At 66.3% G+C, this 26,892-nt stretch carries 25 protein-coding genes; 9 read left to right on the forward strand and 16 right to left on the reverse strand.

Going from position 1 to position 26,892, the window contains the following annotated elements; all coding sequences use genetic code 11:
• Positions 1-2 precede the first annotated feature (2 nt).
• Complete coding sequence (gene trmA / locus HU825_RS08385) at positions 3-1,091, reverse strand: tRNA (uridine(54)-C5)-methyltransferase TrmA (RefSeq protein WP_234303296.1); 1,089 nt, start codon at positions 1,089-1,091, stop codon at positions 3-5.
• Between the two features lie 136 nt (positions 1,092-1,227).
• On the reverse strand, positions 1,228-2,520 hold the full coding sequence (locus HU825_RS08390; protein WP_043298026.1) for an NCS2 family permease: 1,293 nt from the start codon (positions 2,518-2,520) through the stop codon (positions 1,228-1,230).
• A 134-nt stretch (positions 2,521-2,654) separates the two neighbouring features.
• Here HU825_RS08390 and HU825_RS08395 point away from each other — a divergent pair, with 134 nt between their 5' ends.
• The gene (locus HU825_RS08395) at positions 2,655-3,212 is read left to right on the forward strand and encodes a DJ-1 family glyoxalase III (RefSeq protein ID WP_043298025.1); all 558 of its coding nucleotides are present in this window, start codon (positions 2,655-2,657) and stop codon (positions 3,210-3,212) included.
• On the opposite strand, the gene HU825_RS08400 is transcribed toward HU825_RS08395, so the two are convergent.
• A complete protein-coding gene (locus HU825_RS08400) occupies positions 3,209-4,336 on the reverse strand; it encodes a methyltransferase (RefSeq protein ID WP_234303297.1) in 1,128 nt (375 codons plus the stop codon). The genes HU825_RS08395 and HU825_RS08400 overlap by 4 nt on opposite strands.
• A 96-nt stretch (positions 4,337-4,432) precedes the next feature.
• Here HU825_RS08400 and HU825_RS08405 point away from each other — a divergent pair, with 96 nt between their 5' ends.
• Positions 4,433-5,209, forward strand: coding sequence for a ferredoxin--NADP reductase (locus HU825_RS08405; RefSeq protein WP_234303298.1), 777 nt, complete (start codon positions 4,433-4,435; stop codon positions 5,207-5,209).
• A gap of 241 nt (positions 5,210-5,450) precedes the next feature.
• Here HU825_RS08405 and gdhA read toward each other — a convergent pair whose 3' ends face one another.
• Positions 5,451-6,791: an NADP-specific glutamate dehydrogenase gene (gdhA, locus tag HU825_RS08410; RefSeq protein ID WP_043298022.1), complete on the reverse strand. Its 1,341-nt coding sequence runs from the start codon at positions 6,789-6,791 to the stop codon at positions 5,451-5,453.
• A gap of 334 nt (positions 6,792-7,125) precedes the next feature.
• Entirely contained in the window at positions 7,126-8,793 is a 1,668-nt protein-coding gene (ettA, locus tag HU825_RS08415) for an energy-dependent translational throttle protein EttA (RefSeq protein ID WP_054093481.1), read from the reverse strand.
• Between the two features lie 252 nt (positions 8,794-9,045).
• Here ettA and glyA point away from each other — a divergent pair, with 252 nt between their 5' ends.
• Positions 9,046-10,299 (forward strand): serine hydroxymethyltransferase, encoded by a 1,254-nt coding sequence (gene glyA / locus HU825_RS08420; RefSeq protein WP_234303299.1) that lies wholly within the window; start codon positions 9,046-9,048, stop codon positions 10,297-10,299.
• A gap of 187 nt (positions 10,300-10,486) precedes the next feature.
• Here glyA and yjiA read toward each other — a convergent pair whose 3' ends face one another.
• The 3 genes from yjiA to HU825_RS08435 form a co-directional block, all read right to left on the reverse strand.
• Positions 10,487-11,458 (reverse strand): GTPase, encoded by a 972-nt coding sequence (yjiA, locus tag HU825_RS08425; protein ID WP_234303300.1) that lies wholly within the window; start codon positions 11,456-11,458, stop codon positions 10,487-10,489.
• 162 nt (positions 11,459-11,620) lie between these two features.
• Positions 11,621-11,824, reverse strand: a complete 204-nt coding sequence (locus tag HU825_RS08430; protein ID WP_234303301.1) for a YbdD/YjiX family protein — start codon at positions 11,822-11,824, stop codon at positions 11,621-11,623.
• A 57-nt stretch (positions 11,825-11,881) separates the two neighbouring features.
• On the reverse strand, positions 11,882-13,939 hold the full coding sequence (locus HU825_RS08435) for a carbon starvation CstA family protein (protein WP_054093483.1): 2,058 nt from the start codon (positions 13,937-13,939) through the stop codon (positions 11,882-11,884).
• A 212-nt stretch (positions 13,940-14,151) separates the two neighbouring features.
• Between HU825_RS08435 and HU825_RS08440 the strand changes: the two genes are divergently transcribed.
• The 4 genes from HU825_RS08440 (at position 14,152) to HU825_RS08455 (ending at position 17,131) form a co-directional block, all read left to right on the forward strand.
• Positions 14,152-15,501 (forward strand): cache domain-containing protein, encoded by a 1,350-nt coding sequence (locus HU825_RS08440; protein WP_043298016.1) that lies wholly within the window; start codon positions 14,152-14,154, stop codon positions 15,499-15,501.
• A gap of 34 nt (positions 15,502-15,535) precedes the next feature.
• Positions 15,536-16,168, forward strand: coding sequence for a response regulator (locus HU825_RS08445; protein WP_077682599.1), 633 nt, complete (start codon positions 15,536-15,538; stop codon positions 16,166-16,168).
• Between the two features lie 74 nt (positions 16,169-16,242).
• The gene (locus tag HU825_RS08450; protein ID WP_054093485.1) at positions 16,243-16,704 is read left to right on the forward strand and encodes a methyltransferase family protein; all 462 of its coding nucleotides are present in this window, start codon (positions 16,243-16,245) and stop codon (positions 16,702-16,704) included.
• 58 nt (positions 16,705-16,762) lie between these two features.
• Complete coding sequence (locus HU825_RS08455; RefSeq protein WP_138301037.1) at positions 16,763-17,131, forward strand: PilZ domain-containing protein; 369 nt, start codon at positions 16,763-16,765, stop codon at positions 17,129-17,131.
• A gap of 3 nt (positions 17,132-17,134) precedes the next feature.
• On the opposite strand, the gene radA is transcribed toward HU825_RS08455, so the two are convergent.
• Positions 17,135-18,496, reverse strand: coding sequence for a DNA repair protein RadA (gene radA, locus HU825_RS08460; RefSeq protein ID WP_234303302.1), 1,362 nt, complete (start codon positions 18,494-18,496; stop codon positions 17,135-17,137).
• A 116-nt stretch (positions 18,497-18,612) separates the two neighbouring features.
• On the opposite strand from radA, the gene HU825_RS08465 reads away from it, so the two are divergent.
• Positions 18,613-19,047, forward strand: a complete 435-nt coding sequence (locus HU825_RS08465) for a CopD family protein (RefSeq protein WP_043298011.1) — start codon at positions 18,613-18,615, stop codon at positions 19,045-19,047.
• A gap of 59 nt (positions 19,048-19,106) precedes the next feature.
• On the opposite strand, the gene HU825_RS08470 is transcribed toward HU825_RS08465, so the two are convergent.
• Complete coding sequence (locus tag HU825_RS08470) at positions 19,107-19,376, reverse strand: HP1242/YdcH family protein (RefSeq protein WP_234303303.1); 270 nt, start codon at positions 19,374-19,376, stop codon at positions 19,107-19,109.
• Between the two features lie 219 nt (positions 19,377-19,595).
• Here HU825_RS08470 and mscL point away from each other — a divergent pair, with 219 nt between their 5' ends.
• Positions 19,596-20,012: a large-conductance mechanosensitive channel protein MscL gene (mscL, locus tag HU825_RS08475; RefSeq protein ID WP_155551484.1), complete on the forward strand. Its 417-nt coding sequence runs from the start codon at positions 19,596-19,598 to the stop codon at positions 20,010-20,012.
• Between the two features lie 57 nt (positions 20,013-20,069).
• On the opposite strand, the gene HU825_RS08480 is transcribed toward mscL, so the two are convergent.
• The 6 genes from HU825_RS08480 to HU825_RS08505 all read right to left on the reverse strand — a co-directional run bounded on the left by HU825_RS08480 (position 20,070) and on the right by HU825_RS08505 (position 26,878).
• A complete protein-coding gene (locus HU825_RS08480; RefSeq protein ID WP_234303304.1) occupies positions 20,070-22,082 on the reverse strand; it encodes a nitric oxide reductase activation protein NorD in 2,013 nt (670 codons plus the stop codon).
• Entirely contained in the window at positions 22,082-22,903 is an 822-nt protein-coding gene (locus HU825_RS08485; RefSeq protein ID WP_284692205.1) for a CbbQ/NirQ/NorQ/GpvN family protein, read from the reverse strand. Before HU825_RS08485 ends, HU825_RS08480 begins: the two co-directional genes overlap by 1 nt.
• 5 nt (positions 22,904-22,908) lie before the next feature.
• Entirely contained in the window at positions 22,909-24,279 is a 1,371-nt protein-coding gene (locus tag HU825_RS08490) for a cbb3-type cytochrome c oxidase subunit I (protein ID WP_054093490.1), read from the reverse strand.
• Between the two features lie 42 nt (positions 24,280-24,321).
• Positions 24,322-25,191: a c-type cytochrome gene (locus HU825_RS08495; RefSeq protein WP_043298006.1), complete on the reverse strand. Its 870-nt coding sequence runs from the start codon at positions 25,189-25,191 to the stop codon at positions 24,322-24,324.
• 190 nt (positions 25,192-25,381) lie between these two features.
• Positions 25,382-25,717, reverse strand: coding sequence for a cupin domain-containing protein (locus HU825_RS08500; protein WP_231736812.1), 336 nt, complete (start codon positions 25,715-25,717; stop codon positions 25,382-25,384).
• A 132-nt stretch (positions 25,718-25,849) separates the two neighbouring features.
• Positions 25,850-26,878, reverse strand: coding sequence for a cytochrome-c peroxidase (locus HU825_RS08505; RefSeq protein ID WP_054093493.1), 1,029 nt, complete (start codon positions 26,876-26,878; stop codon positions 25,850-25,852).
• Positions 26,879-26,892 lie beyond the last annotated feature (14 nt).

The following is a 26,892-nucleotide window of genomic DNA, read 5'->3' on the forward strand; positions in this document are numbered from 1 at the left end:
GCTCAGCGGCGGACCAGCAGCACCCCGGACTCCATGTGGTGGGTGTAGGGGAACTGGTCGAACAGCGCGCAGCGTTCGATGCGGTGGGTGTCGGCCAGCTGGGCGATGTTCTGCGCCAGGGTTTCCGGGTTGCAGGAGATGTAGAGGATGCGCTCGAAGCGACGGGTCAGTTCGCAGGTGTCCGGGTCCATGCCGGCGCGCGGTGGGTCGACGAAGACGCTGCCGAAGTCGTAGCTCTTCAGATCGATATCGGCGAGGCGGCGGAACGGCCGCACCTCGTTGAGGGCCTGGGTCAGCTCCTCGGCGGAGAGCCGCACCAGCTCGATGTTGTCGATGCCGTTGTCAGCGATATTGGCCAGCGCGGCGTTGACCGAGGTCTTGCTGATCTCGGTGGCCAGCACGCGGCGCACGCGGGTGGCCAGCGGCAGGGTGAAGTTGCCGTTGCCGCAGTATAGCTCCAGCAGGTCGTCATCGCGCTGACCGAGCGCGTCGAAGGCCCAGTTGAGCATCTTCTGGCAGACCTCGCCGTTGGGCTGGGTGAAGGCGCCCTCCGGTTGGCGATAGCGGAATGTCCGTCCGGCGACGACCAGTGCTTCTTCCACGTAGTCGCGGCCGATGACGATGCGCTTGCCCTTGGAGCGGCCGACCAGGCTGACGCCCAGTTGCGCGGCGAGCTGCTCGGCTGCGGCCTGCCAGGCCTCGTCCAGCGGACGGTGGTAGGCGAGGGTGATCAGCGCGTCGCCTGCCAGGGTGGTGAGAAATTCCACCTGGAACAGCTTGAAGCTCAGCACTTCCGATGCCTGCCAGGCGGCTTTCAGTTGTGGCATCAGCTCATTGATGCGGCGGCTGGCGATGGGGAACTCGTCGATCAGGATCGCCTTGTGCTTGTCGCCCGGCTCGAACATCGCGTAGTGGCGCTGGCCGTCTTCGCGCCACAGGCGGAATTCGGCGCGCAGGCGGTAGTGCTCGCGTGGCGAGTCGAAGACCTGCGCGGCGGGTGCGGCGAAGGGCGCGAGCAGTGCCTGCAGGCGCGCGGCCTTCTCGGCGAGTTGGCTGTCGTAGCGGGCGGGGTCGAAGCGAAGCTGGGTCATGGCGGCGGTCGTTGCGTGATGGAGCCGGCGGCGGGCGGCTGGGCGAGCGCCAGCGGTGGGGCGACGATTGTACGGACGGCGGGGAGGGTTGTCAGGCCGGGCGCGCGTGGTCGCCCGACCTGAGCGGCGGCCGCGATCAGCCGGGGAATGCCAGCTTGACCACGAACAGCGCCGACAGCACCCACATCGCCACGCTCAGCTCGCGCGCGCGGCCGGCGAGGAACTTGGCGGCGACCCAGGCGATGAAGCCGAAGGCGATACCGGTGGCGATGGAGTAGGTCAGCGGCATCGCCAGGGCGGTGATCAGCACCGGCGCGGCGACGGTGAGGTCATGCCAGTCGATCTCGGCAAGGCCGGAGGCCATCAGCACGGCAACGAACAGCAGTGCCGGCGCGGTGGCGAACGCCGGTACGCTGCCGGCCAGCGGCGCGAAGAACAGCGCCAGCAGGAACAGCACGGCAACCACGATGGCGGTCAGCCCGGTACGCCCGCCGGCGCTGACGCCCGCGGCCGATTCGATGTAGCTGGTGGTGGTCGAGGTGCCCAGCAGCGAGCCGCCGAGCGCCGCGGTGCTGTCGGCGATCAGCGCGCGGCCCATCTTCGGCAGGTAGCCGTCCTTGCGCATCAAGCCGGCCTTCTTCGCCACCGCGATGAGCGTGCCGGAGTTGTCGAACAGGTCGACGAAGAGGAAGGCGAAGATCACGCTGACCAGCCCCACATCCAGCGCGCCCATGATGTCGAGTTGCAGGAAGGTCGGCGCCAGCGACGGTGGCATCGACACCACGCCTCCGAACTCGGACACCCCGAGCAGGATGCTGATGACCGTCACCAGGAGGATGCTGATCAGCACCGCGCCGGTGACGCCGCGGGCTTCCAGGCCGATGATCAGGAAGAAGCCGAGGATCGCCAGCAGCGCCTGCGGCTTGCCGAGGTCGCCCATGCCGACCAGGGTCGCCGGGTTGTCGACGACGATGCCGGCGCTCTGCAGGGCGATCAACGCGAGGAACAGGCCGATGCCCGCGGCGATGGCCGAGCGCAGTTCCAGTGGGATGCTGTTGATGATCCACTCGCGGATTCTGAAGATCGACAGCAGGAAGAACAGGCACGCGGAGACAAATACCGCGCCGAGCGCGACCTGCCAGGTGTGGCCCATGCCCAGCACCACGGTGTAGGTGAAGAAGGCGTTGAGGCCCATGCCTGGCGCCAGGGCGATCGGGTAGTTGGCGATCAGGCCCATCACCGCCGAACCGATGGCCGCCGCCAGGCAGGTGGCGACGAAGATCGCGCCCTTGTCCATGCCGGTTTCGCTGAGGATGCTCGGGTTGACGAAGAGGATGTAGGCCATGGTCAGGAAGGTGGTGACACCGGCCAGGATCTCGGTACGCACGTTGGTGCCGTGCGCCTTGAGTTGGAACAGCTTTTCCAGCATGGTCGATTCTCTCGTGCCGGTCGTGGGGGAGGTGGGCCTGCTACAGCAAAGCCCATCCGTAGGGCGCTCGCAAAGGCGGCGCATGTTACACCGCCCGAACGTGCGTTTGAATTTCCATCGAGCAGGAGAAGCCCATGAGCAAACGTGTCCTGATTCCGATCGCCGACGGTTCCGAGGATCTCGAAGCCGTCACCCTGATCGACGTGCTGCGCCGCGCCGACCTCGACGTCACCGTCGCCAGCGCCGAGGAGCGACGCATGCTGACCTGCGCGCGCGGCACGCGGATCACCGCCGATGCCATGCTGCTTGACGTGCTGGCGCAGGACTTCGACCTGATCGTGCTGCCCGGCGGCATGCCCGGCGCGCAGACGCTCGGCGAGCTGGAGCCGCTGGCCGAGCGGGTGCGTCAGCAGGCGGCTGGCGGTCGCGAGTTCGCCGCGATCTGCGCCGCGCCGGCGGTGGCGCTGCATGCCTATGGGGTGCTCAAGGGGCGGCGCGTCACCTGCTATCCGGGCATGAGCGACAGGCTGGGCGGCAGCGTGTTCGTCGATCAGCCGGTGGTGGTCGACGGCAACTGCATCACCAGCCAGGGCCCGGCGACCGCGCTGGAGTTCGCCCTGACGCTGGTCGAGCGCCTGGCCGGCCGCAGCAAGCGCCGCGAGGTGGCTGCCGACATGCTGGTGCCGGGCTAGCCTTTGATCGCACGCAGGATGACGAACTTGGGCGTCGCCGCCACCTGCTCGACCCGCCCGTAGAGGCGCTTGAGCTTGAGGTGATAGCCCAGGTGGCGGTTGCCGACGATCCACAGCTCGCCACCCTGGCGCAGCGCGGTCTTGGCCTGGGTGAACATGCGCCAGGCGAGGAAGTCGCCGACCACCTGCTGCTGGTGGAACGGCGGATTGCACAGCACCAGGTCCAGCGAGGCCGGCGGCTGCTCGGCGAGGCCATCGCCGGCACGAATCTCCACCGGGCGCTCGCCGTGAATGGCCTGCCAGTTTTCCCGCGCCGACTGCACGGCCATGTAGCTCTCGTCCACCAGCGTCAGTTCGGCCTGTGGGTTGTTCAGCGCATAAACGATGCCGAGTACGCCGTTGCCGCAACCGAGATCGGCCACGCGCAGCGCGCCCAGCGCCTTGGGCAGATGCGGCAGGAAGGCGCGGGTGCCGATGTCCAGACCCTCGCGGCAGAACAGGTTGGCGTGGTTGAGCAATTCGAGTTTCGGCTGTTCGAGCTGGTAGCTGGTCGGGTAGGGCGACCGCGGTGCCGGTTTCGCGCTTGGCGTGGCGCTGAGCAGGCGGGCCTTCTTTACCGCCAGCGAGGCCTGCAGCGGGCCGATGTACTGCTCCAGCAGTTCGCCGGCGGCGCGCGGCAGGTGCTTGATCATCGCCGCGGCGATCACCTGTGCGCCCGGCGCCAGTTGGTCGTGCAGGCGAATCAGCTGCTCTTCCAGCAAGGCCAGGGTCTTCGGTACGCGAATCAGCACCAGATCGAACGGCCCCTGGGCCACTTCGCTGGCCGGGACGAAGCGCACGCGCTCGGCCGGCAGCCCGTTGCGCGCCAGGTTCTTCTGCAGCGCCAGATGGGCCAGATGCGAGTCGCCGCTGCTGGTCACGTCGACATGCGCCGCCAGGGCGCAGGCCAGCGCGCCGAAGCTGTCGTTGAGAATCAGCACCCGCGTGGTCGTCGGCAGGGCGCGCGGATGCAGCTCGGCGAGCAGGTATTCGTCGGCGGCATCGAAGGCCTGCAGCGGCTCGTTCGGCTGCTCCGGCTGGCGGATCAGATCGAGGCGGGCGTAGGGCGTGTCGAGAATAGGCATGAGAACTGGCGGTGTTTGTCGGCGTCGGAAAGGAGTATCAAGGCGTTACGGACGCTGCGTGCGGCAGGTCCGACAGAGGCTCGGAGGGAGCGAAGTATGACCGCCAGCGAAGAGAAGTTCACCCGCCAGCGCCTGCTCGAGGTGCAGACGCTGACGCCCAGCCTGTTTACCCTGCGCACCAGCCGCGATCCGGGATTTCGTTTCAGCGCCGGCCAGTTCGCCCGCCTCGGCGTGCGCAAGCCCAGCGGCTGCATTGTCTGGCGCGCCTATTCGATGGTCTCTGCGCCGCACGACGAGTTTCTCGACTTCTTCTCCATCGTCGTGCCGGACGGCGAGTTCACCAGCGAACTGAGCCGACTCAAGGTCGGCGACGAGCTGCTGATCGACAAGCAGGCCTTCGGCTTCCTGACCCTGGATCGTTTCCCCGATGGTCAGGACCTCTGGTTGTTGGCCACCGGCACCGGCATCGCGCCGTTCCTGTCGATCCTGCAGGATTTCCAGGCCTGGCAGCGTTTCGAGCGCATCATCCTCGTCTACAGCGTGCGCGAAGCGCGCGAGCTGGCCTATCAGCGGCTGATCGCCGAACTGCCGCAGCGCGAGTATCTGGAAGGGCTGGGGTCGAAGCTGCTGTACCTGCCGGTGGTCACCCGCGAACAGGTGCCTGGCGCCCTGCACGCGCGCATCACCACGCTGATCGAGACCGGCGAGCTGGAGCGCGCCGCCGATCTGCAGCTGACCCCCGAGCATTCGCGGATCATGCTCTGCGGCAACCCGCAGATGATCGAAGATACCCGCGCCGTGCTGAAGGCCCGCGACCTCAACCTCGCGCTGACCCGCAAGCCAGGACAGGTGGCGGTGGAGAATTACTGGTAGGCAAGAACCGCGACAAGCCGCGAGCCTTAAGAAGGCCGTCATGCCTGAAGCGGAGTCGATGCGTAGGGTGGATGGCCGAAGCCATCCACGCGCAACACCTTTTCGGCGCATGTGCCGCGTGGAAAATCGCTGCGCGAGTTTTCCACCCTACGGACAAGTCCGGCCCCCAAACGAAAAGCCCCGCCGGACAACCCGGCGGGGGCTTTTCTTGTTGCGTGCAGCCTGGGGCTTGCGGTAGCGGTTACACCACGCCCTGGGCCAGCATGGCGTCGGCAACCTTGACGAAGCCGGCGATGTTGGCGCCCTTGACGTAGTTGATCCGGCCGTCCGCTTCCTCGCCATAGGCGACGCAGGCGTGGTGGATCGACTGCATGATGCTGTGCAGCTTGGTGTCCACCTCGCCGGCGCTCCAGTGCAGGCGCATGGCGTTCTGGCTCATTTCCAGACCCGAGCAGGCCACGCCGCCGGCGTTGGAGGCCTTGCCCGGTGCGTAGAGGATGCCGGCCTCGAGGAACAGGTCCACGGCTTCCAGCGTCGACGGCATGTTGGCGCCTTCGGCCACGCAGATGCAGCCGTTCTTCAGCAGCGTGCGGGCGTCGTCGCCGTCCAGTTCGTTCTGCGTGGCGCACGGCAGCGCGATGTCGCACGGCAGGCTCCATGGACGCTGGTCGGCCAGGTAGGTGACGCCGAAGTGCGCGCCCATTTCTTCCAGGCGGCCGCGACGGACGTTCTTCAGGTCCATCAGGTAGTCCCACTGCTCGCAGGTCATGCCATCCGGGAAGTGCAGGGTGCCGCCCGAATCGGACAGCGAAACCACGTGGCCGCCCAGCTCCATGACCTTCTGCGCGGCATATTGCGCGACGTTACCGGAGCCGGAGATGGAGACACGCTTGCCCTCGAAGCCGCTCTGGATGTTCTTGAGCATTTCCTGGGCGAAGTACACGCAGCCGTAGCCGGTGGCTTCCGGGCGGATCAGGCTGCCGCCGTAGGCGAGGCCCTTGCCGGTCAGCACCGAGGTGAACTGATTGGACAGACGCTTGTACTGGCCGAAGAGGAAGCCGATCTCGCGGCCGCCGACGCCGATGTCACCGGCCGGTACGTCGAGATCCGCACCGATGTGGCGGTACAGCTCGCTCATGAACGACTGGCAGAAGCGCATCACTTCGTTGTCGCTCTTGCCCTTCGGGTTGAAGTCCGAGCCGCCCTTGCCGCCGCCCATTGGCAGCGAGGTCAGGGAGTTCTTGAACACCTGCTCGAAGGCGAGGAATTTCAGCACGCCGATGTTGACCGACGGGTGGAAGCGCAGGCCGCCCTTGTACGGGCCGATGGCGCTGCTCATCTGGATACGGAAACCGCGGTTGACCTGCACGCGGCCCTGATCGTCGATCCACGGTACGCGGAACATGATGGCGCGTTCCGGCTCGACCATGCGTTCGAGGATGCCGGCCTGCATGTAGCGCGGATTGGCTTCGAGGAAAGACCAGAGGCTACGGACGACCTCTTCTACGGCCTGATGGAATTCTGGCTGATGGGGGTCGCGCTGCTTGAGCCGGGCGAGAAAGGCATCAACGGTTTCGATCATTTTTGGGCCCTCGGCGACCGTGTGCGGCCGTCATTAAAAATTTTTTGGCGGGCGACTTTAGCAAACCTGATTCGTTCCATGAAAGTGCGACGTACATCGCGATGCGCCGAAGCGGTGCAAAACGCATCCTGTTCGCCGATTTTGAGTGCACTATATTGGTGCATTCGCGGCGGAGTGCCCGATGGGAATTGGCCTGGAGCGGGGTTCGTCGTCGTTCACTGTGCGCGAAAATGTCGCAGGCAAAAACGCTGAGAGGCTGCTAGCGAGCGCCATTTTGGCGCACCCGAAGTTCGCCGGACAAAAAAACGGAGCCTTGCGGCTCCGTCGTGCACCATTATTGTGCGAGCTTCTTGTATTTGACCCGGTGCGGCTGCGAAGCGGCGTCGCCGAGGCGCTTCTTGCGGTCGGCCTCGTAGTCGCTGTAGTTGCCCTCGAAGAACACCACGCCGCCGTCGTCCTCGTAGGAGAGGATGTGGGTGGCCACGCGGTCGAGGAACCAGCGGTCGTGGGAGATGACGATGGCCGAGCCGGGGAAGTCCAGCAGTGCCTCCTCCAGCGAACGCAGGGTTTCCACGTCGAGGTCGTTGGACGGTTCGTCGAGCAGCAGCACGTTGGCGCCCTGCTTGAGCGTCAGCGCCAGATGCAGGCGGCCGCGCTCACCGCCCGAGAGGTCCTTGACGAACTTCTGCTGGTCGGCGCCCTTGAAGTTGAAGCGACCGACGTAGCTGCGCGACGGTACCTCGTAGTTGCCGATGCGGATCTGGTCCAGGCCGTCGGAAACCGCTTCCCAGACCGTCTTGTTGCCGTCCAGGTCATCGCGGCTCTGGTCGACGCAGGCCAGCTGCACGGTTTCGCCGATCTCGATGCTGCCCGAATCCGGAGTTTCCTTGCCCATCAGCATGCGGAACAGCGTGGACTTGCCCGCGCCGTTGCCGCCGATCACGCCGACGATGGCGCCTTTCGGCACGCTGAAGGAGAGGTCGTCGATCAGCACGCGATCGCCGTAGCCCTTGCGCACGTTCTTCAGCTCGATGACCTTGTCGCCCAGGCGCGGGCCGGCCGGGATGTAGATCTCGTTGGTTTCGCTGCGCTTCTGGAATTCCTGCGACTGCATTTCCTCGAAGCGCGCCAGACGGGCCTTGGACTTCGACTGGCGGGCCTTGGCGCCCTGGCGCACCCACTCCAGTTCTGCCTTCATGGCCTTCTTGTGCGCCGACTCCTGCTTGGCTTCCTGCTCCAGGCGCGCGGCCTTGGCTTCCAGCCACTGCGAGTAGTTGCCCTCGAAGGGGATGCCCTGGCCACGGTCGAGTTCGAGAATCCAGCCGGCGACGTTGTCGAGGAAGTAGCGGTCGTGGGTGATCGCCACCACGGTGCCGGGGAAGTCGTGGAGGAAATGCTCCAGCCAGGCCACCGAGTCGGCGTCCAGGTGGTTGGTCGGTTCGTCCAGCAGCAGCATGTCGGGTGCCGACAGCAGCAGGCGGCACAGCGCCACACGGCGCTTCTCGCCGCCGGACAGATGGCCGACCTTGGCATCCCAGGCCGGCAGGCGCAGGGCGTCGGCGGCCACTTCCAGCTGGCGCTCCAGGTTGTGGCCGTCAGAGGCCTGCAGGATCGCCTCGAGCTTGGCCTGCTCGGCGGCCAGCGCATCGAAGTCGGCGTCGGGTTCGGCGTAGGCGGCATAGACGGCGTCCAGGCGGGCCTGGGCGTCCTTGATCACGCTGACCGCTTCCTCGACGATCTCGCGCACGGTCTTCTCGGGATCGAGCTGCGGTTCCTGCGGTAGGTAGCCGACATTGATGCCCGGCATGGCGCGGGCCTCGCCGTCGAACTCGGTGTCGACGCCGGCCATGATGCGCAGCAGGGTGGACTTACCGGCGCCGTTCAGGCCGAGCACGCCGATCTTGGCGCCCGGGAAGAACGAAAGGGAAATGTTCTTGAGGATCTCACGCTTCGGCGGAACGACCTTGCTCAGCCGGTGCATGGTGTAGACGTATTGAGCCATGGAAAACGATGCCCGTGACGGTGATGAAGAGACTCGAACCCGCTGCGCGAAGCCGTGCAGCCGGGGCGCGCTTAAAGGGCGCAACGCTACCCGAATGCACCGGGCAGGGCAAACCGCGGTGCCCGGCCTGGGCGGCGCCTTGCGGCAGCCGCGCTCATCTTGTGCATGACCGGCGCTCATACCCGTCGCACGGCGGATTGGGGTAGAATCCGCCGCTCTATTTTTACCGCCAGCTGACTTCAGAGGACTGCCATGTTCAGCCGTGACTTGACCATCGAACGCTTCGACGCCGAACTCTTCGCTGCCATGCAGCAGGAAGCCCAGCGTCAGGAAGACCACATCGAGCTGATCGCCTCGGAGAACTACACCAGCCCGGCGGTGATGGAAGCCCAGGGTTCGGTGCTGACCAACAAGTACGCCGAAGGCTACCCGGGCAAGCGCTACTACGGCGGTTGCGAGCACGTCGACGTGGTCGAGCAGCTGGCCATCGACCGCGCCAAGCAGCTGTTCGGCGCCGACTACGCCAACGTCCAGCCGCATGCCGGTTCCCAGGCCAACGCTGCTGTCTACCTGGCGCTGCTCAGCGCGGGCGACACCATCCTCGGCATGAGCCTGGCCCACGGCGGCCACCTGACCCACGGCGCGTCCGTGTCGTCCTCCGGCAAGCTGTACAACGCCGTGCAGTACGGCATCAACGACCAGGGCCTGATCGACTATGACGAAGTCGAGCGTCTGGCCGTTGAGCACAAGCCGAAGATGATCGTTGCCGGCTTCTCCGCCTACTCGCAGAAACTCGACTTCCCGCGTTTCCGCGAAATCGCCGACAAGGCCGGTGCCTACCTGTTCGTCGACATGGCCCACGTGGCCGGTCTGGTCGCCGCTGGCGTCTACCCAAACCCGGTGCCGTTCGCTGACGTGGTCACCACCACCACCCACAAGACCCTGCGCGGCCCGCGCGGCGGCCTGATCCTGGCGAAGAAGAACGAGGAGATCGAGAAGAAGCTCAACTCCGCAGTCTTCCCGGGTGCCCAGGGTGGCCCGCTGGAGCACGTCATCGCCGCCAAGGCGGTGTGCTTCAAGGAAGCCCTGCAGCCCGAGTTCAAGGCATACCAGCAGCAAGTGGTGAATAACGCCCAGGCCATGGCCGAAGTGTTCATCCAGCGCGGTTTCGACGTGGTGTCCGGTGGCACCCAGAACCACCTGTTCCTGCTCTCGCTGATCAAGCAGGACATCACCGGCAAGGACGCGGATGCCGCTCTGGGCCGCGCCTTCATCACCGTGAACAAGAACAGCGTGCCGAACGACCCGCGTTCGCCGTTCGTCACTTCCGGTCTGCGCATCGGCACCCCGGCGGTCACCACCCGTGGCTTCAAGGAAGCCGAGTGCCGTGAACTGGCTGGCTGGATCTGCGACATCCTCGACAACATGGGCGACGAGTCCGTGGTCGACGCGGTGCGCGCCAAGGTCCAGGCCGTCTGCGCCAAGCTGCCGGTATACGGCAAGTAAGATTCGCGCGCTGCAATGAAGAAACCCGGCCTCGGCCGGGTTTCTTTTTGTCTGCAGGAAATGCCTCGGAATCAGATCGGCGGTGCGCAGGGCGGGCTAGCTGCGTGCGGCTTGGCCCGGTTCGCGCCACCCGCCGGCCAGCCATCCGTAGCGCAGAACGGTGGACAAGGCTGCGCCGTTGTCCACCCTACGCCTGTACTGCGGCGAAGCCGGCGCGGATCTCGGCTTCCGGCAGGTTGTCGCCGATGAACACCAGCACGCTGCGCCGCGCCTCGTCTTCGGCCCATTCGGCGTCCCAGTCGAAGCCGTACAGCCTGAGCACGCCCTGAAACACCAGTCGGCGCGGCTCGCCAGCCACCTCCAGCACACCCTTGTAGCGCAGCAGCGCATTGCCGTGGCGCTCCAGCAGGTCTTCCATGAAGGCGCTCAGGCGCTGCATGTCCAGCGGGCGCTCGCTGTGCAGTACCAGTGTGGCGATGCGGTCCTTGCTGGTCGCCGGCAGCAGCGGCCGCAGCGCCGGCGCCGGGGCGATGTCGGCGTTGAGGTTGAAGCCGCGGATATCGAGCAGTTCGGCCAGTTCGATGCGCCCGTGCTCGACGATATGGATCGGCGCGCGGCGGTTGATCCGCTGCAGGCGCTGGCTCAGCGCCTCGACCGCCGGCGCTTCGACCAGATCGGTTTTGCTCAGCAGGATGCGGTCGGCAAAACCGACCTGCGCCTGGGCGATGGATTCCTGCAGATGGCGCTCGGCATTGGCCGCGTCGACCAGGGTGATGATGCCGTCGAGCACGTAGCGCTCGCACAGCTCGTCGCCGGCGAAGAAGGTCTGCGCCACCGGCGCCGGATCAGCCAGCCCGGTGCATTCGATGACCAGGCGCTCGAAGGCCAGCTCGCCGCTGTCCAGCTTGTCCAGCAGCAGGTACAGCGCCTTCTCCAGCTCGACATGGATCGAACAGCAGACGCAGCCGTTGGCCAGGGTCAGCAGCTCGACGGGCGCACTGCCGAGCAGCTGGCCGTCGATGGGCGTCTCGCTGAACTCGTTCTCGATCACCGCCAGCTTCAGGCCATGCTCGGCCTGCAGCATGTGCCTGAGCAGGGTGGTCTTGCCGGCGCCGAGAAAGCCGGTCAGCACGGTGACCGCGATGGGGGCTTGCGACATGAAGGCACTCCTCGCAACGAAACGCGCCACGACAAGGCGTGGCGCGGGAAATCAATGGTAGGGGCGGCATCTGGCGTAGGGTGGACAACGCCGCCGGCTTGTCCACCGCTACTCTGGGGCCAATGGTGGACAACGCTACGCGGTTGTCCACCCTACCCCAGGTCAACAGCAGCGGATCGGCCGCCCTTTGCCACCGCCATAACGAGCATCCTGGCGCTCGCGGAAGAACGCCTCGTAGCTCATCACCGGCTGGTCCGGGTGCGTGTTGCGCATGTGCTCGAGGTAGGTGTCGTAGTCGGGCATGCCGACCAGCATGCGCGCGGCCTGGCCGAGGTACTTGCCCATGCGGCTGAGGTCGTTGAACACGGCGGTGCTCCTCTTGCAATGAAGGCCGGGCGCCTCGCGGCGCCCGGCGCGGCAGGGTCAGGCGCTGGGCATGCTCTCGAAGGGCATTTCCTTGTCCGTGCGCTCGCTGCGAATCCAGGCGGCGCGGCCGACCTTCAACGCATAGAACAGGATACTGAACACCACCACCAGGAACAGCACGGTCAGACCGGCGTTGGTGTAGGCGTTCATGATCACGTTCTGCATCTGCCCGAGGTCCTTGGCCGGCGCCAGTACCTGGCCGGCGTCAAGCGCGGTGCGGTACTTGTCGGCCAGGGCGAGGAAGCCCACCGCCGGGTTGGCGTCGAACAGCTTGATCAGGCTGGCGACAGTGGTGCAGATCAGCAGCCACAGGGCCGGCAGCAGGGTGACCCAGACGTACTGCTGACGCTTCATCTTGATCAGCACCACGCTGCAGAGCATCAGCGCGATACCGGCGAGCATCTGGTTGGAGATGCCGAACAGCGGCCACAGGGTATTGATGCCGCCCAGCGGGTCGATCACGCCCTGGTACAGCAGGTAGCCCCACAGCGCCACGCAACCGGCGGTGGCGATCACGTTGGCGCCCCAGGAGTCGGTGCGCTTGAGCGCCGGCACGAAGTTGCCGAGCAGGTCCTGCAGCATGAAGCGCCCGGCACGGGTGCCGGCGTCCACCGCGGTGAGGATGAACAGTGCCTCGAACAGGATCGCGAAGTGGTACCAGAACGCCATGGTGTTCTCGCCCGGCAGCACCTGGTGGAGGATCTGCGCGATACCCACGGCGAGCGTCGGCGCGCCGCCGGCGCGGTTGAGGATGCTGGTTTCGCCGATGTCGCGGGCGACGCCTTCCAGCGCTTCCGGGGTGATGGCGAAGCCCCAGTTGCTGACCGCCGCAGCCACGCTGGCGACGTCGGCACCGACCACTGCCGGCGGGCTGTTCATGGCGAAGTACACGCCCGGCTCGATCACCGCGGCGGCGACCATCGCCATGATGGCGACCATCGACTCCATCAGCATGCCGCCGTAACCGATGTAGCGGGCATGGGTCTCGTTGGCCAGCAGCTTGGGTGTGGTGCCCGAGCTGATCAGCGCATGGAAGCCGGATACCGCGCCGCAGGCGATGGTGATGAAGAGGAACGGGAACAGTGCGCCCTTCCACACCGGGCCGGTGCCGTCGGTGAACTGGGTCAGCGCCGGCATCTTCAGCTCGGGCGCGAGGATCAGGATGCCGATGGCCAGCGCGACAATGGTGCCGATCTTGAGGAAGGTCGACAGGTAGTCACGCGGCGCGAGGATCAGCCATACCGGCAGCACTGCGGCGACGAAGCCGTAGCCGACCAGCATCCAGGTGATCTGCTCGCCGGTGAAGGTGAACACGCCAGCCCAGTACGGATCGGTGGAAATCTCCCCGCCGAGCCAGATCGAGCCGAGCAGCAGTGCCACGCCGATGATGGAAATCTCGCCGATGCGTCCCGGACGCAGGTAGCGCATGTACACGCCCATGAACATGGCGATCGGGATGGTCGCCATCACCGTGAACATGCCCCATGGGCTGTGCGCCAGCGCCTTCACCACGATCAACGCGAGCACCGCGAGGATGATGATCATGATCAGGAAGCAGCCGAACAGCGCGATCGTGCCGGGGATGCGGCCCATCTCCTCGCGCACCATGTCGCCCAGCGAACGGGCGTTGCGGCGCGTGGAGAGGAACAGGACCATGAAGTCCTGCACCGCACCGGCCAGCACCACGCCGGCGATCAGCCAGAGCGTGCCGGGCAGGTAGCCCATCTGCGCGGCGAGTACCGGGCCGACCAGCGGGCCGGCGCCAGCGATGGCGGCGAAGTGATGGCCGAACAGCACGTGCTTGTTGGTCGGCACGAAGTCCAGACCGTCATTGTTGAGCACGGCCGGGGTGGCGCGGGCGGGGTCCAGCTGCATCACCTTGGTGGCGATGAACAGGCTGTAGTAGCGGTAGGCGACCAGGTAGATCGCCATGGCGGCGACCACGATCCAGAGTGCGTTGATGGCTTCGCCGCGGCGCAGTGCGACGACACCGAGGGCGACGGCGCCCAGCACTGCGAGGGCGAACCAGGCGAGCTGGCTGACCAATCGGTTCATAGAGTTTTCTCCCGCCGTCGACTGTAGGGTCTGCGGCGTCATTGTTATTGGGCGTTGTGAATGCGCGCGCCTCGGGCGAGCCTTGCTACTATCGCCACATCCTGCAATCGCCGGTATTCGCAGTACTACTCAGCGTGGCTACGTAGATTTACGTAGGCGCGACGCGAGCCCTGACCCAGCGCATCCGCGCATTCCGATTCGCGAGACGTCCCATGCAGCTCAAGCACAAAATCGTTGCCCTCGGCATCCTGCCGCTGCTGCTGGCGGTGGCGATCATCTGCGCACTGGTGCTGCTGCAGAACCAGCGGCTCGGCGAGCAGCAGGTACAGCTGATCGAGAGCGCCATCCTGTCCAGCAAGCAGGCCGAGCTGAAGAACTACGTGGCGATGGCGTTGAGCGTGATCGCACCGCTGCACGCTGGCGGGCGCGGCGACGCCGCGGCGCAGAGGCAGGCGCTGGATGCGCTGGGCAAGATCAGTTTCGGCGAGGATGGCTACCTGTTCGTCTACGACGACCGCGGTCGCAACCTGATGCATCCGCGCCAGGCCGAGCTGGTCGGCCGCGATCTCTGGCACATGACCGACATCCACGGCCTGCCGGTGATTCAAGCGCTGCTCAAGAGCGCCATCAGCGGCGACGGCTTCCAGCGCTACTCCTGGCGCAAGCCATCGAGTGGGCAGGAAACCGACAAGCTGGCCTACGTGACCATGCTTGATGGCTGGGGCTGGATGGTCGGCACCGGCATCTACCTGGAAGACATCGAGCAGGCCACCCGGCAGGTGCGCTCGGAGGTGGCCAGCGGTATCCGCGCGACGATGATCGCCATCGCCGGGGTGACGCTGATCGTGGTGCTGGTGGTGTTCATCGGCAGCCTGATGTTGAGCATCAAGGAGCACCGTCTGGCCGACCGCAAGCTGCAGGCACTCAACCAGCGTCTGCTCAGCCTGCAGGAGGACGAGCGCTCGCGGGTGTCGCGCGAGCTGCATGACGGCATCAGCCAGCTGCTGGTGTCGATCAAGTTCCAGTTCGAGCTGGCCGCTCACCAGCTGCAGCGCGGCGCCAGCGGCGGCCTGGACAGCCTCGAACAGGCCATCGAACGGCTTGGCGGCGCCATCGGCGAGGTACGGCGCATCTCCCACGATCTGCGCCCCTCGCTGCTCGACACCCTCGGGCTGTCGGCGACCATCGGCCAGCTGGCCACGGAATTCGAGCAGCGGTGTGGATTGACGGTGGTCTGCCGCCAGCAGCTGGGCGATGCACCGTTGCCCGATGCGGTGGCGGTGGCGCTGTTTCGTATCGTCCAGGAAGCGCTGACCAACATCGAACGGCATGCCCGCGCCAGCCTGGTTCAGATCGACCTCGCGCCGAGCGCCGACGGCGTGCAGCTGCAAGTGCGCGACGATGGCATCGGCTTCGATCCGCGCACCATCGAGCGCATGCCCGGCGGCATCGGCCTGCGCAACATCCGCGAGCGGGTCGAGCACCTCGGCGGACAACTCAGTCTTTCGTCCAGCTCTGAGGGCAGCGCGATGCATGTAGTATTGCCGGTCTCGGCGAGTTGAGCCGCGAGCCACCGCCTGCCAGAAGAGTCGCCCAATGATTTCCGGCACCCCGATCCGCATAGCCCTCGTCGATGACCACACGCTGGTGCGCGACGGCATTCGCGCGCTGCTGGCCGTGATGCCGCAGATCGAGGTGGTTGGCGAGGCGGACAGCGGCGCCGCGGCGCTCGAACTGCTCGAACAGGTACAACCGGACCTGCTGCTGCTGGACATCGGCCTGAAGGACACCAACGGCCTGGAGCTGACCCGGCGCCTGTGCCAGCTGTACCCGCGGCTGCAGGTGTTGATGCTGAGCATGTACGACAACCTCGAATACGTGCGCAGTTCGATCCATGCCGGCGCGCGTGGCTACGTTCTCAAGGATTCCTCGGCGCGGGAGATCATCGCCGCGATCGAGGCGGTCGCCGCCGGCGGCACCTTCTACAGCGCGGAAATCACCCGTCGACTGGCCGAACAGCGGCAGGACGCCGCCGCGCACAACCTCACCCCGCGCGAGGAGCAGATCCTGCAGATGCTTGCCCGCGGTCTGGACAGCAAGGCGATGGCGCGGGAACTGGCGATCAGCGTGCGCACCGTGGAAACCCACCGGCTGAGCATCCGCCGCAAGCTGAACATCGACGGCACGGCGGCGCTGATCAAGTACGCGCTGAGCATCGCCCCGCGCTAGGCGTCGGGCCTAGCGCAGCGGTGCCCCAGCGAACCGCGTAGACTGCAGCGAATCGCCCGACCCGGAGCCCTTCCATGTTCAAGCGTGCCAATGGCGTCCTGCTGCCACCCCCGCTGATCTACCTGCTGTTTCTCGCCGCCGCCTGGGCGCTCGATGGGTTGCTGCCGCTCGGGCTGCCGCAGAATCTGTGGACGCACTATCTCGGCTGGGGGCTGATCGACGCCGGTGTGGTGCTGATGCTCTGGGCCGGCTTGCTGATGCTCTGGCGGCGCACCACGGTCAATCCTTACGGCACGCCGGCGAAGCTGTTGGAAGAGGGGCCGTTCCGCTTCTCGCGCAATCCGATCTACCTGGCCGACAGCCTGATCTACGTCGGCATCGCCTTGCTGTGGGGCACGCTGTGGCCGTGGTTGCTGCTGCCGCTGCTGATCTACAGCATGCAGCGCGGGGTGATCGTCCACGAGGAGCGCCTGCTGAACGAGCTGTTCGGCGACGCTTACCGTGACTATTGCCGACGCGTGCGCCGCTGGTTGTGACGGCATGCGCCGACGCGGCTGTCTATAGTGATTCCAGGTTTTGCGGAGTGATTTTCTGATGACTGATTCCCCCAGCGACCGTCGGCGCTTCCAGCGCATCGAGTTCGACGCCACCACCGAGCTGAGCCAGGGCGAGCGGTGCTGGCCGGTGGAGCTGCATGATCTGTCGCTCCGGGGCCTGCTGGTGCGCCGGCCGCAGCAGTGGGACGCCGACGCCGCGCAACCGTTTCAGGTGCGGGTGCGGCTGTCCGGTGACGCGGAGGTGCGCATGGAGGTGACGATGGCCCACGAGGAGGGCGAGCTTATCGGTTTCGCCTGCCAGCACATCGACCTCGACTCGATCGCCCACCTGCGCCGGCTGGTCGAACTCAACCTCGGCGACGAGACGTTGCTGGAGCGCGAGCTGGCGGCGCTGGGCGGTTTCTAGCTGTCACTCGAACAGCGCGTCGAGCGCCTGTTCCAGACGCGTCACCGCGATGATCTGCAGCCCGCTCGGCGCCTCCTTCGGCGCGTTGCCCTTGGGGACGATGGCGCGCTTGAAGCCGTGCTTGGCGCCCTCCTTCAGGCGCTCCTGACCGCTCGGCACCGGGCGGATCTCGCCGGACAGGCCCACTTCGCCGAATACCAACAGATCGGTATCCAGCGGCCGGTTGCGCAGGCTGGAGATCACCGCGGCCATCAGCGCCAGATCCGCCGCGGTTTCCAGTACCTTCACGCCGCCGACCACGTTGATGAACACGTCCTGGTCGTAGGTCGGGATGCTGCCATGGCGATGCAGCACGGCCAGCAGCATGGCCAGGCGGTTCTGGTCGAGGCCCAGGGTGACGCGGCGCGGGTTGGCCAGGTGGCTGGTGTCGACCAGCGCCTGCACCTCCACCAGCATCGGCCGGGTGCCTTCCCACGTGGCCATGACCACGCTGCCCGGCACCGCCTCCTGGGCGCGGGTGAGGAAGATCGCCGAGGGGTTGGTGACTTCCTTCAGACCCTTGTCGGTCATGCCGAACACGCCGAGTTCGTTCACCGCGCCGAAGCGGTTCTTCACCGCGCGCAACAGGCGCAGGCGGCCGTCGGACTCGCCCTCGAAATAGAGCACCGTGTCGACCATATGCTCGAGCACGCGCGGCCCGGCCAGGGCGCCTTCCTTGGTGACGTGCCCGACCAGGAAGATCGCCGTGCCGCTCTGCTTGGCGTAGCGCACCAGCAGCGCCGCGCTCTCGCGCACCTGGGCGACGCCGCCGGGCGCGGACTGCAGCTGCTCGGTGAAGATGGTCTGGATCGAGTCGATCACCATCACCTTGGGCTTTTCCAGCCGGGCGGTGGCGATGATCGACTCGATGCAGGTTTCGGTCATCACCTTGAGTTTGTCCTGCGGCAGGTCCAGGCGGCGCGCGCGCATCGCGACCTGCTGCTGGGATTCCTCACCGGTGACGTACAGTGCCGGATAGCGCTGGGCGATGGCGCACAGGGTCTGCAGCAGGATGGTCGACTTGCCGATCCCGGGGTCGCCGCCGATCAGCACCACCGAGCCGTCCACCAGGCCGCCGCCGAGCACGCGGTCCAGCTCGCCGGAGGCGGTGGAGAAGCGCGGCACTTCTTCCACGCTGACTTCGGCCAGCGTCTTGATGTTGGCCTGATCACCGGCCCAGCCGGCACGCCCCGACGCTGCGGGAGCGGCCTCGACGACGGTTTCCACCAGCGTATTCCAGGCGCCGCAGTCGCCGCATTGGCCGGCCCACTTGGGGAAGGTCGAGCCGCATTCGGTGCAGCCATACATGCGCTTGGCCTTGGCCATGGGAAACTCCGCGTGGGGCAAATGGAGTCGCATGATAACGGCTGACTTGATTGCCATCAGCCACAAGCGGCGCGGCAGCCGCCAGACTGTAAACAAATCGAACGGGAGTGAGCGCCATGCGTCATCTGTTGTTTCTGCACCTGCTGGGCGCCAGCGTCTGGGTCGGCGGCCATCTGGTGCTGCTGTTCGGCGTGTTGCCCAAGGCGCTGCGCCAGCGCGACCCGCAGCCGGTGCGCAACTTCGAGCAGATCTACGAGCGTATCGGCATTCCGGCGCTGCTGATCCAGATCGTCACGGGCTTGTGGATGGCCAGCCTGTGGCTACCGCATGCACAGTGGTTCGGCGCGACGCCGGCGGCGCAGCTGATCCAGGCCAAGCTGGTGCTGCTCGGGCTGACCGCAGTGCTGGGCGTGCACGCGCGGCTGGCGCTGATTCCCAAACTCGACGCGCAACGTTTGCCGCAACTGGGCGCGCATATCGTGCTGATCACGCTGACCGCCGTGGCATTCGTCTGGGTTGGCGCGGGATTCCGCTTCGGCGGGCTGTTCTGACGGACGGCACAAACAAAGAAGCCCGCGAATGCGGGCTTTTTTGTCGCTCTGCCGAGCTTTCAGCCGCAGCAACCGCCGCAGCAGCTGCCACCGGCGCGCTTGAGGTCGCGGGCGATGTCGTCTTTCAGATTCACACGCTCCTGCTTGAGGGCGTTCAGTGCGGCATCGTCGAGGGTTTCAACGCCGTCTTCGACGCGGCAGATGCGCTTGTCCAGCGCTTCGTAGTCATCGGCCTTGCGGGCGAAAGCCGGATCTTCCTGACGCAGTTTCTGCAGCTGCTCGCGCTTTTCGGGGAAATCCTTGACCAGGGGGTGGTGTTCAACGTGCATGGAACTGCTCCGGGATGTACAGGGAAGCGCTACCTTAGCCGCGCCTCCGTGTTCCTCGGTTGACGGCGATCAAGCGATTGCCGCGGCGCTGGCGGCGCGCGACGAACGTGCGGTTGGTGTGGTCGACTCACGACCGAACGCCTATGCTCTACGGCGGGCCTCGGCCGTCGCGGAGCGGCGCGCATGCTGGCACTTCTTCCTCAGCTAAGGATTTCTCATATGAGCCTGATCAGCGAATTCAAGGCGTTTGCCATGCGCGGCAATGTGATCGACATGGCCGTCGGTATCATCATCGGGGCGGCGTTCGGCAAGATCGTTTCTTCGTTCGTCGACGGAGTGGTGATGCCGCCGCTGGGGCTGCTGATCGGTGGCGTGGATTTCTCCGATCTGGCGATCGTGCTCAAGGAGGCGGTTGGCGAAACCCCGGCAGTGCTGCTGCGCTACGGCGCGTTCATCCAGACGGTGGTGGATTTCCTGATTGTCGCGTTCGCCATCTTCATCGCGATCAAGGCAATGAACTCGCTGCGTCGCAAGGAGGCCGAAGCGCCCGCCGCGCCGCCGGCGCCGACCAAGGAGGAGCTGCTGCTCACCGAGATCCGCGACCTGCTGCGTGAGCAGAACCGCAACCAGCCCTGAGCGCATTCGCGCTGACCGAACGCCCTGCACCTGCAGGGCGTTTTCGTTTGGCGCCGCTCAGGCGGCGATCAGTCGCCTGAGCCAGTCCAGCAGCACGCGTGGCAGCAGCTCTGGCTTGGGCAGCAGGGCGTACTGGTGCACGCCGAACACGGCCGGGAGGTAGCTGGCGGCCTGACGGTCGATGGTCAGGCAGAACGGCCGGATGCCCTGCAACCGTGCCTCGGTGATCGACTGGCGCAGGTCCTCGACGCCATAGCGGCCTTCGTATTCGTCAACGTCGTTGGGCTTGCCATCGGAGAGCAGCAACAGCAGCCGGTGCGTCGCCGGCTGCTGCATCAGCAGGCTGCTGGCGTGGCGGATGGCGGTGCCGGCGCGGGTGTAGTGCTCCGGTTCCAGCCCGGCAATGCGCCGGCCGACGCTTTCGCCGTAGCGCTCGCCGAAGGCCTTGAGGCTGCGCACCGTCACTGCGTTCGGTCCCTGACCGGAGAAGCTCTGCACGCTGTAGGGCTCGCCCAGCCCGTCGAGCGCCAGGCACACCAGCAGCAACGCCTCGCGCTCGACGTCGATGACCCGGCGGTGATTGCTCAGCCAGCCGTCGGTGGAGCCGCTGGCATCGACCAGCAGCATGATCGCCAGGTCATGCTGCTGCAGTCGCTGCGTCTGGTACAGCGCCTGCGGCATGCTCAGGCCGGCGCGGGCCTCGGCGAGGCCGTCGAGGTAGGCGTCCAGATCCACCTCGTCGCCATCCAGCTGGCGGCGCAGACGCAGACGCCGTGCGCTGAGCTGCTCGAACTGCCGGCGGATGGTCGCCAGCATGCTGCGATGGCGTTCGAGCGTCTGTTCGATCCACTGCTGTGGTCCGGGCTCTGCCGGCAACAACAGCACCTGCGCGCCCGGATGGCGGTAACTTCGGCTGCGGTAGTCCCACTCCGGGTAGCGCAGGGCGGCGGTGGCGTTCGGCGTGTTGCGGCTGAAGCGCGCGCGCGGCTCGGGTGGGTCGTCGGACAGCAGGACTTCCTTCGGGCTGCCGGGGCTGACCACCAGTCGCGCCTCGTTGAGCTCGCTGAGCGAGTCGGCGAAGTCCTCGGCCGCGGTCGCCTCGTCGCGATCACTGGGGCGCTGCATGCCGAGCGGGTCCTCGGCATGTTCCAGCGGAGGCGAAGGCTGCACCATCCAGATGCCCGGCTGAGTGTCGTCGTCCTCGTCATCGGCCGCCTCGCGCACCTGCGGCCGACGCGGCAGGCGAGCGCTGCGCGGTGGTGCGGCGGCGGGGTCCGGTGCGGTCGTCGTCGCGTCGAGCGGATCCAGCCGGGACGGTGCGCGCAGCTCGCCGGTCCACAGGTCGGGCAGCAGCGTGGCGCCAGCCGGTTCGCCGTGTGGATAGAGACGGGCCGCCAGCCGTGCCGCCAGCTGCAACGCCTGATGGCCGTCGAAGCATGTGGGCAGCTCGTCGGGCGCAGCGTCGCTTGGCGACTGCAGCAATCGGCGCAGGAGGGCTTCCAGCGGCTGGCGCGCGGCACTGAAGCGGGCCAGCGGCGGCCGCGCGGCCAGCAGCTGGTTGCGCTGCTGCTGTATGGCAGCGCGCAGGCCCGGCAGCTGCGCGATCAGGTGCGTATCCGCCGCCCAGGCTTCGAGCAGCACGAACAGGCTGCGCTGCAGCGGAGATTCGATGCGTTGCACCAGCGCCGCCGCGCCGCGCCGCGCGCGCACTGCCTGTTGCAGGGCGAGGGTGCGGTACAGCGTGCGGGCGTCGGCCGGATCGGCCGTGTCCAGGCGTGCCGGCAGCCAGATCGTGCGGCCATCGGTGGCCGGCACGGCGTGCTGTAGATAGGGCGCCTCGACGCGGCGGAACAGTTTCTCCAGCAACGTAGGTGGCGCCGGCGGCTGCGCCGCGCGCAGGGTGAAGCGTTGGCCGAGGCTGGCATGCAGCAGCAGGTCGAGGTGGTCGGCGACGTCCGCCAGGGTCGGCCGCGCCGGTGCCGTCGATTCACGCCGTCGGCGCCAGAGCGCCTGAACGTAAACGGTGGCGTGGCGGGCAACGTCGGTGACGACGTCTTCGGCTTCGGCCATCAGACGAACGTCAGCTCGACCAGCTCGCGCATGGCGCCGACCAGCGCGGGGTCGTCCGACAGCGGGGCGATCAGCGCGACATTGCAGGCGCTGCGCAACGCGACGCCGCTGCCGATCAGGCGGGCCGTGGCGATCAGCAGGCGGGTGCTGGGCAGCTCCGCCAGGCCGCGATCCTGCAACGCGCGCAGGCGCCCGGCGAGGCTGACCAGCGCGCGCGCGGTAGGCGCGTCGATAGCGCCTTCGCGCTCGACGATGGCCGCCTCGCGGTCGGCATCGGGGAAGTCGAACTCCAGTGCGACGAAGCGCTGACGAGTGCTGGGCTTGAGGTCCTTGAGCATGCGCTGGTAGCCCGGGTTGTAGGACACCACCAGTTGGAAGCCTGGCGCCGCCTCGAGGGTTTCGCCGGTCTTGTCCAGCGGCAGGATGCGCCGGTAGTCGGTCAGTGGATGCAGCACGACAATGGTGTCCTGGCGCGCCTCGACCACTTCGTCGAGGTAACAGATCGCGCCCTCGCGCACCGCGCGGGTCAGTGGGCCGTCGATCCAGCGCGTGCCGTCAGTGCCGATGAGGAAGCGTCCGAGCAGATCGCTGGCGGTCATGTCGTCGTGGCAGGACACGGTGATCAGCGGCCGGCCGAGGCGCCAGGCCATGTGCTCGACGAAGCGCGTCTTGCCACAGCCGGTCGGGCCTTTGAGCATCACCGCCAGCTGGCGCGCGTGGCACTGCTCGAAGACTTGCACCTCGTCGGCATTCGGTTGGTACCAGGGCTCGGCGGTCGGAAACGGGAGGCGTTCGCCGCGCGGCATGGGCGAGACATTCATGTCGGTCACAGTACGTGCCGCGCCGGAGCGTTGGTCGGCTGCACCTCATTCGTCTCGACCTCGATCCGTCGCGGGTGGCGGAAGAAGTCATAGATGAACAGGCCGACGCCGGTGGCAAAGATCGAGGCGGTGGCCACCAGCATGAGGAAGTGGATCTGGATCTTCAGCTGCGTATCCAGATAGCCCATGCCGAGGATGCGCTCCAGATAGACCTGGCCGATGCCGGCGGTGGCGAACGACAGGGTCATGCCGAACATGCCGGCCAACTGCAGCCAGAAGGCCCAGTAGCCGATCGTGCCGCCTTCCTCCTCGCGCCCGCGGGTCAGCGACGGCAGTGCGTAGACGATCATCGCCATGACGATCATCGCGTAGGCGCCGTAGAACGCGGCGTGGCCGTGCATGGCGGTGATCAGCGTGCCGTGGGTCCACTTGTTGACGCTGGGGAAGGTGTGCGCGAAGCCCAAGAGGCCGGCGCCGAACAGCGTGAAGACCGCGCTGCCGAGGGTCCAGTGCAGCGCCAGCTTGTTCGGATGCGCCAGGCCCGAGCGGCGCATGGCGTAGTAGGCGTACATCGCCATGCCGACCAGCGCCACCGGTTCCAGCGCGCTGAAGAAACCGCCGATCGGCAGCCAATAGCCGGGTACGCCGACCCAGTAGTAGTGGTGCGCGGTGCCGAGAATGCCGGCGATGAACACCAGGCCGACGATCACGTACAGCCACTTCTCCATCACCTCGCGGTCGGCGCCGGACAGGCGGATCAGCAGGTAGGCGAGGAAGCCGCCCTGGATCATCTCCCACACGCCCTCGACCCACAGGTGGATGGTCCACCAGCGGTAGTAGATCGACACCGTGTAGTTCTCGTAATGCAGCAGGGCCGGCAGGTAGAGCACCGCGGCGCTGGCCAGGCCGAGCAGCAGCACGCCCTCGGTGGTGGTGAAACGGCCGGATTTCTTGATCGTCATGCCGATGTTGTAGAGGAAGATCAGCATGCAGATGACGATGACAATTTTGTGCGGCAGTGGCTGCTCCAGCAGCTTGTTGCCGGTGCCGAAGCGGAACAGGTAGCCGATGATGGCGCTGACGCCCATCACCACCCACAGGCCGAGCTGGATGTAGGCCAGCTTGGTGCTGTGCAGCTCGCTGCGCGATTCGTCCGGGACCATCCAGTAGGTGGCGCCCATGAAGCCGGTGAGCACCCAGACGATCAGCAGGTTGGTGTGAATCACCTTGGTGACGTCGAAGGGCAGCAGGTTCAGCAGCGGATCGGGGCCCAGGTATTTCGCTGCCGAGAGCAGGCCGAATACCAGTTGCAGGCCGAACAGCACCATTGCGACGGCGAAATACCAATAAGCGACGGACTGTGATTTGTAGCGCATAGCCTGACCTCTACAAGTGTCGTCCCGCGGCAGCTGCCGCTGTTATTTGAATGTCGCGAGGTACGCGACCAGTTGGTCGAGCTGCTCGTCGGTGAGCGACTGGGCGTAGGTATTCGGCATGAACGAGGTGCCGCCCGCCGAATACATGTCGCCCGGATGCAGATAGGTGCTGGGGGAGACGATGGACTCGCGGATGTACGCCTCGATGCTGTCGGCGCTGCCTTTGTAGTCCGCCGAGGCCATCGTCTGTTCGGCTCGCGAGGCGAGGCCCGCCAGCGTCGGCCCGGCCAGGTTCACGCCCGGCGCGATGGAGTGGCAGGCATTGCAGGCCGGGCTGGCGGTGCGGAAAAGCGCCTCACCCTTGGCGATCGGATCCTCGGCGCCGCCGATCGGGCGTGCTCCCGGCGGCAGCGCGGCGTCGGCCTTGCCGGGCCCGGAAGCGTCCTGCTGCGCCAGCGTCAGGTCGGTGCCGGGAATCGACGAGCCGGTGACCAGAATCGGTCGCGGCGGCCAGCCTTGGTTGTCGACGTTGGCGACCCAGTCGAAGAAGGCGATCAGCGCGGCGATTTCCTCGTCGCTGAGGTTCTGGTTGGGCATCAGCCGGCGATGGCGCTGTTCGTCGTAGAACCTGCCTGGGTCCTTGAGAAAGGCGGTGAGGTAGGGCGCGCCGCGCAGCTGGGAAATCTTCGTGAGGTCTGGCGCGTAATAGGCGCCTTCGCCAAACAGGGTGTGGCAGTTGATGCAGTTCTTCGCGTGCCAGACGTCCTTGCCGCGAGTCACCTCGGGGGTGATGGTCTCGGCGTTGGTCAGCTTGGGAAACTGCCGGTGGCTGTCCACCGTGAGGCCGAGGAAGACCACCGTGGCGATGGCGGTGGAGATGACGGCGAAGGAGCGGGTTTGTCGTTTGTTCATTGAGATGCCTCAACGGCCGTCACACGCCGATGCCTGTCCAGTGGGTGATACCGATGCCGCCGGCGTACAGAATGGCAACCAGCATCAGCGCGAGGACCACGAAGCTGAGTATCCGTAGAGCTCTTTCCAAGGCCGCATTCCTCTGTGGAGTGACGTGGCGGGGGAAGTCCGGTGCTTGCGTCGGAGGCAATCAGGGCGGCGCCGGCACGCGCAGGATGGTCACCAGCGTGACCGTATCGGTGATGGCCTGTAAGGCATGCTCGGCGTGGCCGGCCAGATACACCAAGTCGTTGGCGTGCAGCGTCTGCCAGCGCCCGTCGGCCTGGACCTCGATGCTGCCTTGCAGGCAATGAATGGTGATGGAGCCCGCCACGGCGTGGCTGGGAACGACATGCCCGGCATTGAGCACCAGACGCATGACCTCCAGCTCGGGCGTACTGACGAGGGCTTGTGACTTGAGTTCGGGAAGCTGGTCTGCGCGCAGCAGATGGATCACTTCACCGGATCGGGCATGCTTCAGAGCCATGAGCGAAATTCACTTTGGTCATGTCTTGCTCGAGGCTAGTAGAGGTATCCGGGGTTGTCCAACCAGCCGGACGAGGGGTGCCGTTGCGCCCAGGGCGATCCCGATGCGTCTGCGTCGGGATCGCAGAGCCGCTTACTCGGGCTTCGGTGTGCTGGCGGTGCTTGCCGGCAGCAGCGGATAGGCGACCTGGGGCTGCTCGCCGGTGAGGCTGTGGAGGAAGGCGGTGATCGCACCGACCTCATCTTCGGAGAGCTGGCGGCCGAGCTGGCTGTCGCCCATGATCGCCACCGCCTGTTCCAGTTCCCAGACCTCGCCACTGTGGAAGTACGGCGGCGTCAGGGCGATGTTGCGCAGTGGCGCGGCGCGGAACACGTATTCGTCGTTGGCGGTGTTGGTCACGGCGAAGCGGCCCTTGTCGCCGGTCGGCAGGATCTCCGCGCCCGGTTTTTTGATCACGCCGAACGGGAAGTAGCTCTGGCCGCCCAGGTTGACGCCGCTGTGGCAGGCGCTGCAGCCGACGTCCATGAACAGCGCGAGGCCTTTCTTCTGCTGATCATCCAGAGCCTTGTCCTCGCCCTTGAGGAAGCGGTCGAACGGCGAGTTCGGCGTGGTCAGGCTGACCTCGAAGGCCTCCAGCGCGTAGGCCATGTTGTCGAAGCTGACCGGGTCTTTGTCGTTGGGGAAGGCCTTGCCGAACCCGGCGACATACTCCGGGATGCTCTTGAGCGTGGCGACGACGCGCTCGGGCGTGCTGTTCATTTCGACGCTGGCTTGCACCGGGCCCTTGGCCTGTTCCTGCAGGTCCTTGGCGCGTCCGTCCCAGAACTGCGCGGCATTGAATACCGCGTTGAGAACGGTCGGCGAGTTGCGCGGGCCTTTCTGCCAGCCGTGGCCGATGGAGGTCGGCACGTTGTCGCTGCCGCCGATGCTGAGGTTGTGGCAACTGTTGCAGCTGATGATGTGACTGCTGGACAGGCGCGGATCGAACCACAGCTTGTGGCCGAGCAATGCCTGGTTCTCGCTGACGGTCTTGCCGCGAACTTCGGTGACCTTGGCTGGAATCGGCTTGAAGACGGCGTTGGCGCGCTCGCGCAGCTCGTCGGCATGCGCCGAGGCGGAAAAAAGTAGGCTGCTAAGCAACAGGGCGTGAGAGGGACGCATCACGATAGGTCTCC

Origin of the sequence: Pseudomonas phenolilytica, assembly GCF_021432765.1 — a bacterium.
Lineage (GTDB): Bacteria > Pseudomonadota > Gammaproteobacteria > Pseudomonadales > Pseudomonadaceae > Stutzerimonas > Stutzerimonas phenolilytica.